At 42.8% G+C, this 14,009-nt stretch carries 13 protein-coding genes and 3 pseudogenes; 12 read left to right on the forward strand and 4 right to left on the reverse strand.

Features of this window, described 5'->3' with window-relative positions; all coding sequences use genetic code 11:
- Positions 1-221 precede the first annotated feature (221 nt).
- Together BCU07_RS22405 and BCU07_RS22410 are read right to left on the reverse strand one after the other, a co-directional pair.
- A complete protein-coding gene (locus BCU07_RS22405) occupies positions 222-380 on the reverse strand; it encodes a hypothetical protein (protein ID WP_241910063.1) in 159 nt (52 codons plus the stop codon).
- Between the two features lie 499 nt (positions 381-879).
- Positions 880-1,448 (reverse strand): annotated as a pseudogene (locus BCU07_RS22410) (transposase).
- 193 nt (positions 1,449-1,641) lie between these two features.
- Here BCU07_RS22410 and BCU07_RS22415 point away from each other — a divergent pair.
- The 6 genes from BCU07_RS22415 to BCU07_RS22440 are packed head-to-tail and all read left to right on the forward strand — an operon-like array spanning position 1,642 to position 7,506.
- The gene (locus BCU07_RS22415) at positions 1,642-2,766 is read left to right on the forward strand and encodes an ABC transporter substrate-binding protein (RefSeq protein WP_016800125.1); all 1,125 of its coding nucleotides are present in this window, start codon (positions 1,642-1,644) and stop codon (positions 2,764-2,766) included.
- A complete protein-coding gene (locus BCU07_RS22420) occupies positions 2,759-3,823 on the forward strand; it encodes a FecCD family ABC transporter permease (RefSeq protein ID WP_016800126.1) in 1,065 nt (354 codons plus the stop codon). The genes BCU07_RS22415 and BCU07_RS22420 overlap by 8 nt, the downstream gene beginning before the upstream one ends.
- Positions 3,823-4,590: an ABC transporter ATP-binding protein gene (locus tag BCU07_RS22425; protein ID WP_017103898.1), complete on the forward strand. Its 768-nt coding sequence runs from the start codon at positions 3,823-3,825 to the stop codon at positions 4,588-4,590. Before BCU07_RS22420 ends, BCU07_RS22425 begins: the two co-directional genes overlap by 1 nt.
- Positions 4,591-4,598: 8 nt before the next feature.
- Positions 4,599-5,378, forward strand: a complete 780-nt coding sequence (locus tag BCU07_RS22430; RefSeq protein WP_102428836.1) for a hypothetical protein — start codon at positions 4,599-4,601, stop codon at positions 5,376-5,378.
- The gene (locus BCU07_RS22435) at positions 5,375-6,649 is read left to right on the forward strand and encodes an opine metallophore biosynthesis dehydrogenase (RefSeq protein ID WP_016800129.1); all 1,275 of its coding nucleotides are present in this window, start codon (positions 5,375-5,377) and stop codon (positions 6,647-6,649) included. The genes BCU07_RS22430 and BCU07_RS22435 overlap by 4 nt, the downstream gene beginning before the upstream one ends.
- A gap of 11 nt (positions 6,650-6,660) precedes the next feature.
- Positions 6,661-7,506 carry a DMT family transporter gene (locus BCU07_RS22440; protein WP_102428837.1) on the forward strand — a complete coding sequence of 282 codons (846 nt, stop codon included), beginning with the start codon at positions 6,661-6,663 and terminating at the stop codon, positions 7,504-7,506.
- Positions 7,507-7,605: 99 nt separating this feature from the next.
- On the opposite strand, the pseudogene BCU07_RS22445 reads toward BCU07_RS22440, so the two are convergent.
- A pseudogene (locus tag BCU07_RS22445) lies at positions 7,606-8,525 on the reverse strand (IS5 family transposase).
- Positions 8,526-8,660: 135 nt separating this feature from the next.
- Here BCU07_RS22445 and BCU07_RS22450 point away from each other — a divergent pair.
- The 5 genes from BCU07_RS22450 (at position 8,661) to BCU07_RS22470 (ending at position 12,208) form a co-directional block, all read left to right on the forward strand.
- Complete coding sequence (locus tag BCU07_RS22450; RefSeq protein WP_371695879.1) at positions 8,661-8,771, forward strand: hypothetical protein; 111 nt, start codon at positions 8,661-8,663, stop codon at positions 8,769-8,771.
- 192 nt (positions 8,772-8,963) lie between these two features.
- Entirely contained in the window at positions 8,964-9,248 is a 285-nt protein-coding gene (locus BCU07_RS22455; RefSeq protein ID WP_241910064.1) for a hypothetical protein, read from the forward strand.
- 88 nt (positions 9,249-9,336) lie between these two features.
- Positions 9,337-10,509: an MFS transporter gene (locus BCU07_RS22460; RefSeq protein WP_017100377.1), complete on the forward strand. Its 1,173-nt coding sequence runs from the start codon at positions 9,337-9,339 to the stop codon at positions 10,507-10,509.
- A 9-nt stretch (positions 10,510-10,518) separates the two neighbouring features.
- Positions 10,519-11,259: an SDR family NAD(P)-dependent oxidoreductase gene (locus BCU07_RS22465; RefSeq protein ID WP_017100376.1), complete on the forward strand. Its 741-nt coding sequence runs from the start codon at positions 10,519-10,521 to the stop codon at positions 11,257-11,259.
- A 16-nt stretch (positions 11,260-11,275) separates the two neighbouring features.
- A complete protein-coding gene (locus BCU07_RS22470; RefSeq protein ID WP_017100375.1) occupies positions 11,276-12,208 on the forward strand; it encodes an ATP-grasp domain-containing protein in 933 nt (310 codons plus the stop codon).
- 9 nt (positions 12,209-12,217) lie between these two features.
- On the opposite strand, the pseudogene BCU07_RS22475 reads toward BCU07_RS22470, so the two are convergent.
- Positions 12,218-12,396 (reverse strand): annotated as a pseudogene (locus BCU07_RS22475) (IS256 family transposase); the annotation flags it as partial.
- Between the two features lie 234 nt (positions 12,397-12,630).
- On the opposite strand from BCU07_RS22475, the gene BCU07_RS22480 reads away from it, so the two are divergent.
- Entirely contained in the window at positions 12,631-13,524 is an 894-nt protein-coding gene (locus BCU07_RS22480) for a dihydrodipicolinate synthase family protein (RefSeq protein WP_017100374.1), read from the forward strand.
- The last annotated feature ends 485 nt before the right edge of the window (positions 13,525-14,009 follow it).

Genomic DNA, 14,009 nt, shown 5'->3' on the forward strand with positions numbered 1-14,009 from the left:
TAGGAGCTTGTAGAGAAGCACCTTCTGGTGCGGCACGCAGTGGCTCACTAGGGTGATGCCAATCTAGGCCATAGATGAAAGCTCCAAGAGAAAGCCTTGCCCGAAGGATCACGCCTAAGGAAAGAGCACCTCATTATTTCTCACCCCACGTAAAAAACTAAGAAGCAATAAGCTAAGAGATAAGAAGCCAAGAATGAGGATTATTTAAATACATTTACCCGTCAGTAAGTCACTAGAATGGGTATATCGATACTGCCACCTTGCTCACTGTAACCTCCCTTTTGAGAGCCAAAGGTCAGCGTCCCTTTTTCAAAACGAGCATTAATGGTCTCAAGCGCTCGATTAAGCTCTATTGTTAGAGTTAGCCCCAAATCAGTCAAGCCAGTTTCTAAGTTAATGTATATACGTCTATAAGTAAGGCAAACACTTGTCGTATTTTCCAGTAGGAATAAAAACAGATATCGTCCTTACCTCACTTTTTTGAGACCTCACCTTAGTCATCACTTCAGCGCTGTGATGTACTATTTCTCCAAATAGCACATCCGTTTCTCTTAATCGGTCCCGATAACTTAGTTCAACTGATTTACGCAACAAAGAAATATCAAAATCCTTCATACGTGGTGCGAGCCATGTAAATCCAAATCAAACGGTGATGAAAACCGTGCGGTGCTTTATTAAATTATTCATATGTGTGCTCTACCCTTTGCCACTTAGAGTAGTTATATCAAGATATTTAGTTATAGTGCGTTAAGGACACAATGCCTTTCTAGCGTAAATCAATTTTAATTAAGCCAAGAAATTATTTACACCTTCGCAATAATTATTGGCTTTGTTGCGTAATTCAGTTTAGAAACAGAGTCTCCCCGTTTCTCATGCTTTTTAGTCAATACGACAAGTTTCAGGCATACCTAACCCAGTAAGCTTGTTCAACGGTTTTATCATCGCGTAAGTTTCACCCACCTGTGAATTGTAATTTCTTAAGCTCAATCGCCCTCCTAACAACTGTTTTACTCGATACATCACTGTTTCTGATAGTGAACGTCTGTGGTATCCATACCGCTCTTTCCAATACTTATTTGAGCCGTATAACTTCTGGCAACCCACGGCGAGATTTCGAGGGTGACCACGCTCCCAGAAGGCTGCTCCTTCTCTTGGGGGAATAAGCGCAACGGCTCGCTTAATCTTAATAGCAGCGTGGCACACTCTCGTGTCGTACGCGCCATCGCCAGACTCTACGCTTGCCATCCGTCTCGTGTTTTTTGACTTTTCATGAGTGCTGTCGTGATAGCTAAATCACTGAATCGACGTGGCCTACCGCGCTTATTCTGTTTGCTTTGCGCCCAACCGCTTATTGCCTCTTCATCAATCCAAAAAGTCAGAGAGCCACGGTTAATGAGCGATTGGTTGTATTGCTTCCTGTTGGTTGTTTTGTAACGAGGTTTAGACATAGAGCTACGAGAGAGAGTGGACGTAGCTGATCATATCGTAGGTTCTTGATTTAGTTCCATTGAATTACGCAACAACAAATCCACCTAGCTTTATTATTTATATTTAATAGATATAAATAATAAATATATATCTTTTCAACCCTAGAACCATTGTTACATTATAACAATTAGTGTTCTATTTGAGGTCGAGGGAATGAAAGGACACCTTTTAAAAGTAAAAGCACTTTTTTTGGCAACTTTGGCTTTGGGTGACATGGCCTCTGCTTCTACAGCTCTTCAGTTCAAAGACGTGCTCGGTAGAAACATCTCTTTAGAAAAGCCGGCAGAAAAAATTTTCCTAGGTTTTTATTTTGAGGATTACCTAGCGATCGCTGGACCAGATGCTTACAAAAAAGTGGCTATTTTCCCAAGACACTCTTGGAAAGATTACCGTCAATCTCAATGGACCACCTATAAAAAAATCATTCCTGAGTTAGAAACGATTATTGATTCAGGTTCTCTTTATACAGGTACTTTTGATTTCGAAAAACTCTTGTTAACTAAACCTGATGTTGCACTTCTTGCGGCGTGGCAATATCAATCCCTTGGTGAAAAAGTTGAAATACTTGAAAAGAATGGTATCAGAGTTGTCGTTGTAGACTTCAATGCTCAAACGCTTGAAAAACACGTCATTAGCACACGTGTTATAGGCAGAGTAATGGGGACAGAAGGACGCGCTTCATCGATTGCAACGGAATACGAAAACACAGTAAACATGGTTAAACAACGTGTTACGAGGCATCTGGAAAACCACACGGCACGCCGTGTGTATGTGGAAGCAGGTACAGGTGGACCAAATGAATACGGTAAATCTTACTCGACGACAATGTGGGGCAACCTTTTGACAATGGCGGGGGCCGATAACCTTGCCCATGGGATGTTTGAAGGTTCTGCCCACCTAACGCCTGAATATATCTTGAGTCAAGATCCAGAAGTGATCTTTATATCCGGTGCTCACTGGGTTAAACATAACGACAGCGCCCTGCTTGGTTTCAACAGCACAATGGAAGAAGCGCAAACTAGATACCGCCCCTACCTAAATCGTGCTGGCTGGAATCAACTGACGGCAGTTAAAAATGGTGACGTCTACGGTATATACCACTCAGGAACACGTACTATTTACGACCACGTTTTCTTGTTGTATCTAGCAAAGTCTATTTACCCAGAAGCATTTAAAGATATTGAACCTAAGAAATTGCACCAAGAATTTTTTAGGAACTACATGCCGCAAGCGCTCAAAGGCACTTTCATGATTCAGGTGGGCGTAACTCATGAATGAAAGCATGAAAGCATCGTCTGACCTGAATCATTCCAGCGGCGCTATTTATCAAAGAATGCAGAAGCAAAGAATTAAGATTTTGCTAGGCGCTTTTCTGGCAACGAGTTTTTCCGCTTTATTCGATCTTGGTACTGGCTCATCGTGGCTAGGCATTGAACAAGTTGTTGAAGCCCTCCTAGGTGGTCCCTCTGGTGACAGCTTATCAACACTTATTGTCTGGCAACTTCGGTTACCCATCACTCTCACCTGTCTTATGGTTGGCGCCTCACTCGGCCTCGCTGGCGGTCTAATGCAAACCCTCTTAGCCAACCCACTTGCCAGTCCGTATACCCTTGGTATCTCTGCTGCTGCTGGATTTGGTGCAGCCATAGCTTTTTTAACCGGTTTTTCAGTATTTGGTTTGCATTGGTTAGGCGTGCCGTTTGCCGCTTTCTTGACATCTGGATTAGCGAGTATGGCGATCTACATAATTGGTCGCAGCCGACATATGGACGCAAAAATCCTGATTTTGGCAGGTATTGTCGTTCTCTTCTTTTTCCAGGCTTTACAGTCATTAATTCAATATTTGGCATCACCAGAAGTGCTGCAGCAAATTGTTTTTTGGTTATTTGGCAGTCTACTGAAGGCGAGTTGGTTGTCCTTCTTTGTTTCAGGAGCCGTTTTCCTGTTCGGTTTGGTCTTTGCGTTATCTAAGGTATGGGCACTCACCGCCCTCACTTTAGGCGAAGAGCGTGCACTCGCCTTGGGAATAAAGACCAGCAAGTTAAGACTACAGATGTTTTTACTGTGTTCCTTATTAACTGCAGGAGCAGTGTCGTTTGTCGGAACCATTGGTTTCATTGGTTTGGTTGCTCCTCACCTAGCAAGAATGCTAATAGGCGAAGATCAGCGTTTCTACTTACCTTTGGCGGCATTAATGGGAGCGTTGCTTTTATGTACCTCGTCTCTTGTTGCTAAGTTGATTGTCCCAGGCACTATCATACCAATTGGTATCGTCACCTCCTTAGTCGGTGTGCCGATCCTTCTTTATTTTCTGATAAGCAGGAGGTTTATCTAATGACGTCGCTTTCAATAGAAAATCTTGCCGTTCCAATTGGAAGAAAACTCGTTTTAAAGAAGGTAGATGCCCACTTTTTGGGTGGCAAATTTACCGCCATTTTAGGGCCCAATGGCGCAGGAAAAACGACATTGCTCAAAGCTATCATGGGCATCATTCCTTCTGATGGGAAGATTAATTCAAGTGGGGAGGACGGGCTGAGATTACCGCTACAATCCTTCTCGTACCTATGTCAACTCAACAAATCTCCCTGTCAATTAACGGTTATTGAGTTTGTCTTACTGGGCTTGGTTCATCAACTGAGCTGGAACATCACATTTGAACAAGAACAAAAAGCAGACGCCATCCTTGATTATCTAGGTTTGAGAAATCTCGCCCTTAGACAGTTTTCTCAACTAAGCGGTGGTCAGCAACAGCTGGTTTCACTGGCGCAATCTCTTGTTGCTGAGCCCAAGGTATTGCTCTTAGATGAACCAACAAGCGCCTTAGATCTCAAGCATCAAGTCCAAATTTTAGACCTTGTTCGTCAATATACCCGAGCCAAAAATATCATCACAATTGCGGTCCTACACGACCTCTCTCTCGCTGCTCGATACTGCGACCATCTTCTCTTAATGAATGATGGTGAAGTTCAATATTGCGGTAAACCAGAAGACGTGCTCGATTCTGAAAGGCTGGGGAAAATCTATCAGATTCATGTGGACGTAGGTTGTTGCGTTCATGGACATACCCACGTCACCCCAGTTCGAGCCCTTAAAACAGATTAGGCATTCTTATGGCAATGAATAAAAGGCAATATCACTTATTAGTTTCTCTATCCACGTTTGAATCTCAAATTCAAACCCTGACTCATTACAGCCTTGAAAATTGTGAATGTTTTGTCCTTTTGCAAGAAAAAATTGATGAGTTTTGCGCTTGGATTTTGCAAGAAAATTTTAAAACCATTAGCGATGATTTTGATATGACCCCTGAGTACGATCGTTTAATCAAGCAGCTTCGTGAAACTGCTGTAAAAGCTCTGTGTTTATTGGAAAAACATCAGTCTCAGTGTGCCAGAGAGCATCAAATCGACATCAGCGAATATTTATACCAACTTTCTGAAAACACAAAAATTGAACTAAAAAAAGCAGGAATTGAAAGCAACTCTCGAGTCCTGTTTATTGGCTCAGGGTCCTATCCGGTTTCTGCTTTCACTATATCTCAGAGCACAGGCGCTCTCGTGCACGGTCTAGATCTTGATGAGCAGGCAGTGAAAATGGCCAACCAACTCAACTTGTCAACCACTTTTAGCTGCAAAGATCTAATCACTGAGTTTGCCTCTTTCCGGCCAACTCATGTTGTAGTAGCCTCTTTAGTGGAACATAAATGGGAACAACTCAGACAGCTTAGACCTCATCTTAACCACTCTCACCGAGTATTAGTTCGATTCGGTAATGGTTTAAAGTCCGCCTTCAATTACCCTTTCAACCCAAACCTAATGGATGGGTGGGAAACACAACAGATCCATAACGATGCAGCGATATATGACACCGTCTTGATGGAGCGCGCAAAATGACTCTTTCATTAGGAAAAGTGTTAATCGTTGGCACAGGGCCAGCCGCATTTCAGACAGCAAAAATCATCAGAAACCAGTGCGAGCAACTTGGGTTAGTAAACCGCTCATCAGAGCGCTGGCAGCCGATGTTCGAAAGCTTACACAACGAACGTATTGCGCATATTATCGCTGCCAAATCCTCTTTGAAGCGAATGGCTGGGCAGGTGATATTTGATGCGGTTTTTGAAGATTTACGCGATGTAAGCGGACAATGGGATACGTTGGTTCTGGGCACCCCATCTCATGCTTATTCAGCGGTTCTATTGGCTTTACCTAAATCGTGTTTGAGTTCCACAAAAATAGTAGTCCTCATTTCATCCTTATTTGGTGGGCACCGGATTGTAAAAGGCTTGTTTTCAGAACTGAATTTAACCCCCAACGTACTGATATTTTCCAATTACTTTGCGGCCACTAAATTTATAACGGAACAAGCTGGCGTTCGTGTCCTTACCAAAGCGGTTAAAAAACGTATTTATGCTTACTCAAGTAAAGAAAAATGCCCTGTCCTAGAGCTACTGACTCAAACTTTAGCGGATATCGGTGTTGAAGTTGTCGAGTTGGAAAATGGGTTTAGCGTAGAAGGACGAAACATTACCTCTTTCGTTCATCCCGCATTTTTTATGACCCCTTTCTCGCTCAATCATATCTTAAGTGAGACGAGAGAAGTTAAGTACATGTACAAACTTTTCCCTGAGGGACCGATCACAACCGAAACCATCCACATTTTGGTTGAGCTATGGCGCGATATATCAAGATTGATGCTTCACTTTAACGGAACACCATTTAACTTGTTACAATTTCTCAATGATGACAACTACCCTGTGCATCCAGAAACCATTCGTCGTCGTCAAATTGAGCAGTTTATGTCGCTCACTCCAATAGCGCAGGAATATTTGGTTTACGTACGATACAGCGCGATTCTGATCGATCCTTTTTCTAAGCCGGATGAAAATGGGTGCTACTTCAACTTCTCTGCCGTGCCCTATGCCAAAGGTAAGGTGGAAAAAGGCAAGTTGTCTTTACCTCGAATACCTAAAGAAGATATACAGAATCTTTACTGGCTTCAAGTCTTAGGCAGAGCGCATGGGATTGCATTACCGAGCGTTAACCGTGTGCTAGGTATATTCGAATCTTGGTTAAGTAGCTCTCAACTCCCTCACCATTTGATTGAAGAGTCCCGCACTCAAGCGCACCAATACCTTGGTTGGGTGCGTCTATCATACGACCTTTAAAGAAACCCATCATGAACAACGGTGTAGCGTTAACTATATTTTCTGCGTTCATTTTTAGTGTCATGAACGCACTTATTAAAGCGGCCAGTTTGACGATTCCAAGCTCTGAAATTGTCTTCTTCCGAAGCGCAATAGGAACCGTTCTGATTTTAGGTTTAATGTGGAAAGCGAGTATCAGGTTTTCTACCACGGGCATACCAATGCTTTTGCTTCGTGGCCTGTTTGGGGCGTTTTATCTGCTCGCTTTTGTGTACGCGATTACCCACATGCCGCTAGCGGACGCCGTGATTTTGGCTTACCTGTCCCCGTTCTTCGTTATATTACTTTCCAACCTAATTTTGGGAGAAAAAGCCCCTAAAAAAGTAGCATTCCTTTTTCCGCTCACTTTGGTTGGAGTTACCTTAATTGTAAATCCATTTAGCTTCGACACATTTAATTTGTATGCCCTCTCAGGGGTGGCGAGTGCTTTTTTTGCGGCGGCTGCCTCTATCACTATTCGCCACCTGAGTAAGAGGCACCATATTTACGAGATTGTGTTTTATTTTCTTTTCACTTCGATGTTGGTATCCGGTTACTTGATGAGGGAGGAGTTTGTGGTTCCACAGGGAATTGCGTGGATTTATCTAATTGCCATTGGTCTTGTTTCGCTCATTGGGCAAATTTTCCTAACAAAGGCATTCAGTCATGAAAACGCCGCTGTAGTTGCAGTCACCCGCTATATCGGCTTGGTCTTCAATATACTTTGGGGGGTTATTTTTTGGTATGAAATCCCTAGTTGGATGAGCACATGTGGCGTTCTTATAATAATAACAACATCTATTTCCCTCTCGCTAAAGAAAAAAAATATTATTCAATGATCTGAGTACCACCTAGAAAACAAACTAATCAAAGAGAGTAGGGAAGGCTTTGTTGCGTAATTAAATTTAGAGATAGATGCACCCCGTTTCGCATACTTTTTAGTCAATACGACAAGTTTCAGGCATACCTAACCCAGTAAGCTTGTTCAACGCTTTTATCATCGCGTAAGTTTCACCTACCTGTGAATTGTAATTTCTTAAGCTCAGTTGCCCTCCTAGCAACTGTTTAACTCGATACATCGCTGTTTCTGAGAGTGAACGTTTGTGGTATCCATACCGCTCTTTCCAATACTTATTTGAGCCGTATAACTTCTGGCAACCCACTGCGAGATTTCGAGGATGACCACGCTCCAAGAAGGCAGCCCCTTCTCTTGGGGGAATAAGCGCAACGGCTCGCTTAATCTTAATAGCAGCGTGACATGCTCTCGTGTCGTAAGTACCATCACCAGACACCTCAAGGATACTTCGGCGTGTTTGTTTCAGTAAGTTCGAGAGTACTTCCCCATCTCTAACCGTCGATAAACTTAGCTCGGCTGCAATAATTACATGAGTGCTTGTATCGACGGCAATATGAAGCTTTCGCCAGACTCTACGCTTGCCATCTGTCCCGTGTTTTTTGACTTTCCATTCACCTTCGCCATAAACCTTTAGGCCAGTCGCATCAATGGCTAGGTGCTGTATCGCTCCTTTCGTTTTTGTCTTAAATGAGACCTCAACTTGCTTTGCTCTACGACTGATGCAGGTGTAATGCGGACAGCTTAATGGAACATGGGCCAGTCTAAATATCGAGTTGATAAATCCTTGCAACGCTCTCAGTGGCATAGAAAACACGCGTTTCACCATGAGTGCTGTCGTGATAGCTAAATCACTGAATCGACGTGGCCTACCGCGCTTATTCTGTTTGCTTTGCGCCCACCCGCTATCGCCTCTTCATCAATCCAAAAGGTCAGAGAGCCACGGTTAATGAGTGATTGGTTGTATTGCTTCCAGTTGGTTGTTTTGTAAAGAGGTTTAGGCATAGAGCTACGAGAAGTAGTGAACGTAGCTGATCAGATCGTAGGTTCTTGATTTAGTTCCATTGAATTACGCAACAAAGCCAGTTAACGCTACTTGGAATATCAAAACGAGGAAATAAAGAACTGAGAACGCTATTTATCCATGCCGCAAGGTCAATTTTATGGAAAGATAAGTCGGTCGAAAAATATTTTGGTTCATGGCTTATTGAGCTTAAGAAGCGAAAATCTTTTAACTTGGCTGTGTGGTGAAAAATTGAAAATACAGGGGCATTTTTTGGAATACTTCCCGATTACTATTTGTTTTCGCTAAGAGCCTAAATTATCGATGAAAAACGCCCCTCTTGAAAGGGGTGTAGATTTGAACACACTGTTTTTACATGAACGCCAAGTTACTCTTATCCAGGAGCACTTTAACTCCAGAATACAGGCTAAAAGAGTGTGGTGGATAACCTTGTCACTGTTGATGGAAATTTGGGGATCACGACGGCACGTGACTTAGCTCGTCACGAAGGCATTCTTGTTGGTATCTCTGCCGGGGCAACGGTAGCTACAGCTTTAGAAGTGGCTAAATCTGCATCTAAAGGAAGCGTGATATTGGCAATGGCACCAGATACAGGAGAAAGATATTTGTCTACTGAGTTGTTTGATCAACTTGGTAATGAAGAAACGGACCCTTTTATTACAACTTGGAGCGAAGAGTCTATAACAGCTGAATGTAATGCATAGTTCACCCTCTAAATACTGGATTTATGTTAATAGTACACGTGACATGTAAACGCTATCAACGATAATTATCAACGAAAGGAGTACTCGTATGGAAAAACGAATTTCATTAAGTGTGTTGGCGTTGGTCATGTTCTGTGTGACCTACTCTGTAAACCTTCAAGCACCTCTTTACAGTGTTTATGCCGAAAACAGTAACATGGGCCCCGCGGCGGTCGCCATCGCCTTTGCTGCCTATGTATTGGGTCTATTGCCTACTCTATTAATGCTAGGGGGTATTTCAAATAAAGTAGGTAGGAAGCAACCCATATTCCTTGCACTATTGTTAAGTGCGGGGGCAACGGCATTGCTCGTCATTCAGCCAAATTGGACCTCGTTATTTGTCGCAAGACTGCTATTGGGTGTTGCTACCGCCTTAACCACAACCTCAGTCTCAGCGTATATATACGACCTTATTGATGAACGAGAACAAAAATTTGGTACGTTGCTAGTGGCCGCGTCTACGTCGTTGGGGTTTGGTAGTGGTGCACTTGCGACAAGTGTGAGCCTAAACGTAGCTGGCATGACAGTGCTTCCATACAGTTACCTCAGTCTATTTCTACTCGTTTCTTTGTTGTTGTTGTTGCTGGTTCGATTGCCGAGCAACCAAACCATAAAACCAAATCTCAAACTCATTACATTGCCTTGCTTCCCCACCAACACGTGGTCGTATGGTTTAGGCATGATGTTAGCTTGGGCTACAACGGGTATGGTCATCGCAATCGTACCAATACTTCTCAATGAGATGGGTTTAAGCGATTGGACTGGCTTAATGGTTTTCCTATCTATTTGCACTGGTTTTTTGACTCAACACATTGCTAAACGCTTGCACCCAAACTCAAGCCTAATATTGGGATGTTTCTTTACGGTATTTGGGTTTAGCCTCATAGCACTTGGCTACTATCATGAATCTATCACGATCATTCTTTTCGGAGCCAGTTGCACTAGCCTTTCAAGTTATGGTTTCACATATATGGCGGGGCTACTTAAGTTTACGAGTAACCATAACATCGACAAGGCAAGCTCTACGGCTGGCATGTACATCTATTCTTATGTCGGATTTTCGATACCTGTAATTACGTCCGGATTCATAGCGCAGCGCTTCGGTAACTGGATGGCGATACTCAGTTTTCTAACACTTCTACTGGCTCTTTGTTTCATTATTGTCGTCGGAAAGTTGATAGAAGGGAAGAAACAAACTCACTTTATGAAAGTTAAGAGCTAGGAAGGCTGAATGTCAGACTCACAGATTTCGCTCATTACAGGAGCAAACAGAGGGATCGGTTTTGAAATTGCAGCAGAACTTGGCAAGCAAGGTCATAAGGTACTGCTTGCTGGTAGAAAAGCAGCAGCAATTAAAGAGGCTGCTGCTAACCTGAACCTCCAAGGTATCGAAGTCTATTGCTTATGTATGGACATTACCGACGACAAATCTATCAAAGAAGCCGTCCATATCGTTGAAACCTTGTTTGGTAAGGTCGATATACTTATAAACAACGCAGCAATAAGGGTTGAAGAATATGGCACACCGCCGTCTGAACAACCACTCATAAAATGGTTTGAAACGTTCAATACAAATTTGTTTGGTACGGTAAACGTAACCCGCAGCTTTTTACCTTTACTCAAGCGCTCAATGAAAGGAAAAATCCTCAATGTATCGAGCTTATTGGGATCGGTGACGTTACATAGTGACACCAAATCATACGCATACACGGATGAATTTAAATCTCTACCAGCGTACAGTGCCTCAAAAAGTGCCCTCAATTCTTGGACTGCTCACCTCGCCTATGAGCTTCGAGATACCTCGATAACGGTAAATAGCATCCATCCCGGCTATACAAAGACCGACTTAAACGATGGCGATGGGATGTTAACCCCAAAAGAAGGAGCCCTCACAGCGATAAAAGTGGCACTTGATGCTGACAGCTTAGTGAGTGGTCAGTTTATTCACATGGAATCCCTTCTTCCCTGGTAGTAAAAGGAATAGTTAAATGCTCGCAACAAAGAAAGTCGCTTTAGTCTCAGATAGTGATAGCCTAGCTGTCGACTATGATATGCCTTATATTCTGGACGCTTTTAAGCGTACTGACGTGGAAGTTGATGTGATATTTTGGGATAGCCCCAACCACGATTGGGCTATGTATGATGTGGTTGTCCTGCGCTCACCGTGGACCTATATGGAGAAAATTGAGCCATTCATTGAATTTTGCCAACAAGTTGAAAATTGTTCAGTACTGCTCAATCCTCTATCGGTGATCAGATGGAACTCAGACAAGAGTTATTTGAAACAACTCGAGAAGCAGGGTGTCCCAATTGTCCCGACAGAAATCATCTACTCAGAAACTGAGATTCAAGCAGCCGTTGCTAATCTTCAAGATAACTACTGGAAAGTTCACGAAGTCGTGATTAAACCAACAGTTGGTGCCTATTCATTCGGTGTCATTCGTCTGTCCATCGAAGATTTAGACAAAATAACTCAGCATGTGCGTTACCTATTAGGACTAGGTAAGGGCGTCATTATTCAACCATACCTACATACGATTGAAGAGCATGGTGAAACGAACATGATTTACTTTGATCATACGTACTCACATGCGATTAAGAAGGAACCTTTGCTCGCACAACGTGGTGAGACTAAAACGCCGGACATGGAATTTCGCAAGCTAAAAGAAGCGAATAGTGAAGAGAAGGCGTTGGCGAAGCGTATATTGAGGTTAGTACAAAGCAATCTTGGTCTTTCTCAACCACTTCTGTACGCGAGATTAGACTTCATTGAAGGTAAAAATGGTCGGCCGCTGCTGCTGGAACTTGAGATAACCGAACCATCACTAAGCCTACCACTTACGCCTGAATGCGTTGATATATTTGTGCAGTCGATTATTGATAAAGCCCCAAAGCCTGTATATATAAAGGATTCTTTGTAACTGCCCTGGTTACCTATAAGCAGTTAATCGGTCTTCGAACATAATTATAAAGCGGTTCAGAACTTGTCGCCATTTGCTTATATGGGCATCGTCCATTGTACGGAGACATCCTGGATCGCTAAGAAGATCGTCTTCCCTGCCACTTCATCCGTTGGGAATAGCTTACTTTTGTTGACGGCTTTCGAGATAAAAAGTGACGGATAAAATTTAGCCTATGAAGTTTCTGGACAAAAATAAATCAGTACCTTTGCTAAATTAGAAAGTCATGAATAACTACAGGTATGGAAAGTCACTTAATTTGGTGTCCAGTCTTGGCTGTGCAGATCATTGTCTATCTTTACCATCCTGTTTAATGTATTTGCGATAGGCTCATTATGGTCGCATAACACTCGGTAAACACACATAATGAAAGGAATTTATCTATGATATTTAAAGGAATCAGTGCTTTCCCGATCACCCCGATGTCGGATGAACGAATCGACGTGACCGCTTATAGTCAGATTCTTGGCCGTTTAATTAACGCAAGGGTTGATTCTATATGTGCCTTAGGGTCAACAGGTTTATATCCGTATTTAAACGCATCAGAGAAACATAACGCGATTGCTACAGCAGTTGAAATGGCAGGAGAAATTCCTGTCTTGGCTGGCATCGGGTCGCTACGATTAAGGGATGTGCTTGCTAATGCTGAGCAAGCAGAGCAGCTCGGCGTAAAAGGTCTTTTACTCGCGCCTATTTCTTATCATCGGTTATTCGATGAAGAAGTCTATGAACTCTATCGACGTGTATCGGAGAGCGTTTCGGTACCTATCTGTGTATACGACAACCCAGCTGCTACCCATTTTACCTTTAGTCACGAACTCCATGCTGAGATTGCAAAGCTAAAAATGGTGCAGTCAATAAAGTTCCCTGGTGCGCAATTTGAAGATCAGGGTGGATGCCGAGTTCAAGCTCTCAGAAAACTACTGCCAGGCAATGTAACGATTGGAGTTAGTGGTGACGTATTCGCTTCAAATGGCATTCAAGCAGGATGTGACGTTTGGTATTCCGTCCTAGCAGGTTTGTTCCCACTCACCGCTCTATACTTATTTAAGCAAGCCAAAATTTCTTCCCCTGCGCAAGCGAAAGAACTCTCTCTAAGATATGACAGACTGTGGCAATTGTTCTCAGATAATCTCGGTGCCATGAGGGTGATGGTCAGTGCGGCAGAAATATTAGGCTATGCTGAATCCCCATGTTTACCAACCCCTTTGACAGGATTAGATAGTGAATCCAAGCTCATTCTGCAAGAAATTATCTCAGAGTTAGATCTCGCTTAACACTATATGTAGAGTGAAATTTCTTACGGGATTTTTCGACCCAAAATCAAGATGGCAAGCTTTGGACCAAAACCGTGTCAGTGTTTTTACTAATCTAGCTGCCACGGGTAAAATGTGATCTACCCTGTCAGCACGAAGCTGGACACTTCTGAGTTACGAACCATAGAACATCCTGACTTTGCGGATTACTTCTAGTATTACAACCATACGACCACCCTGCATGTTGTTGGCCAAATGCCCTTATCCACTACAGATGGCAATTGCCGACAACAAAAAACTTATACCTAATAAGTCAAAACCTAAAACACCCTCTTTTAGAAGGTAATATCCAGAAACAATACCAATAATAGGTATAACCAAGATATTTAAGTTAGCTGACATCATCAATATACTTCGGCACTTCTGGTAGGTTATTTCATCGAAGAAGACTACCAGTTCATCTCAATATCTATCTGCCTAGGTTTTATCTTGATAACTAACTAATG

Origin of the sequence: Vibrio sp. 10N.261.54.E10, assembly GCF_002877735.2 — a bacterium.
Lineage (GTDB): Bacteria > Pseudomonadota > Gammaproteobacteria > Enterobacterales > Vibrionaceae > Vibrio > Vibrio crassostreae_C.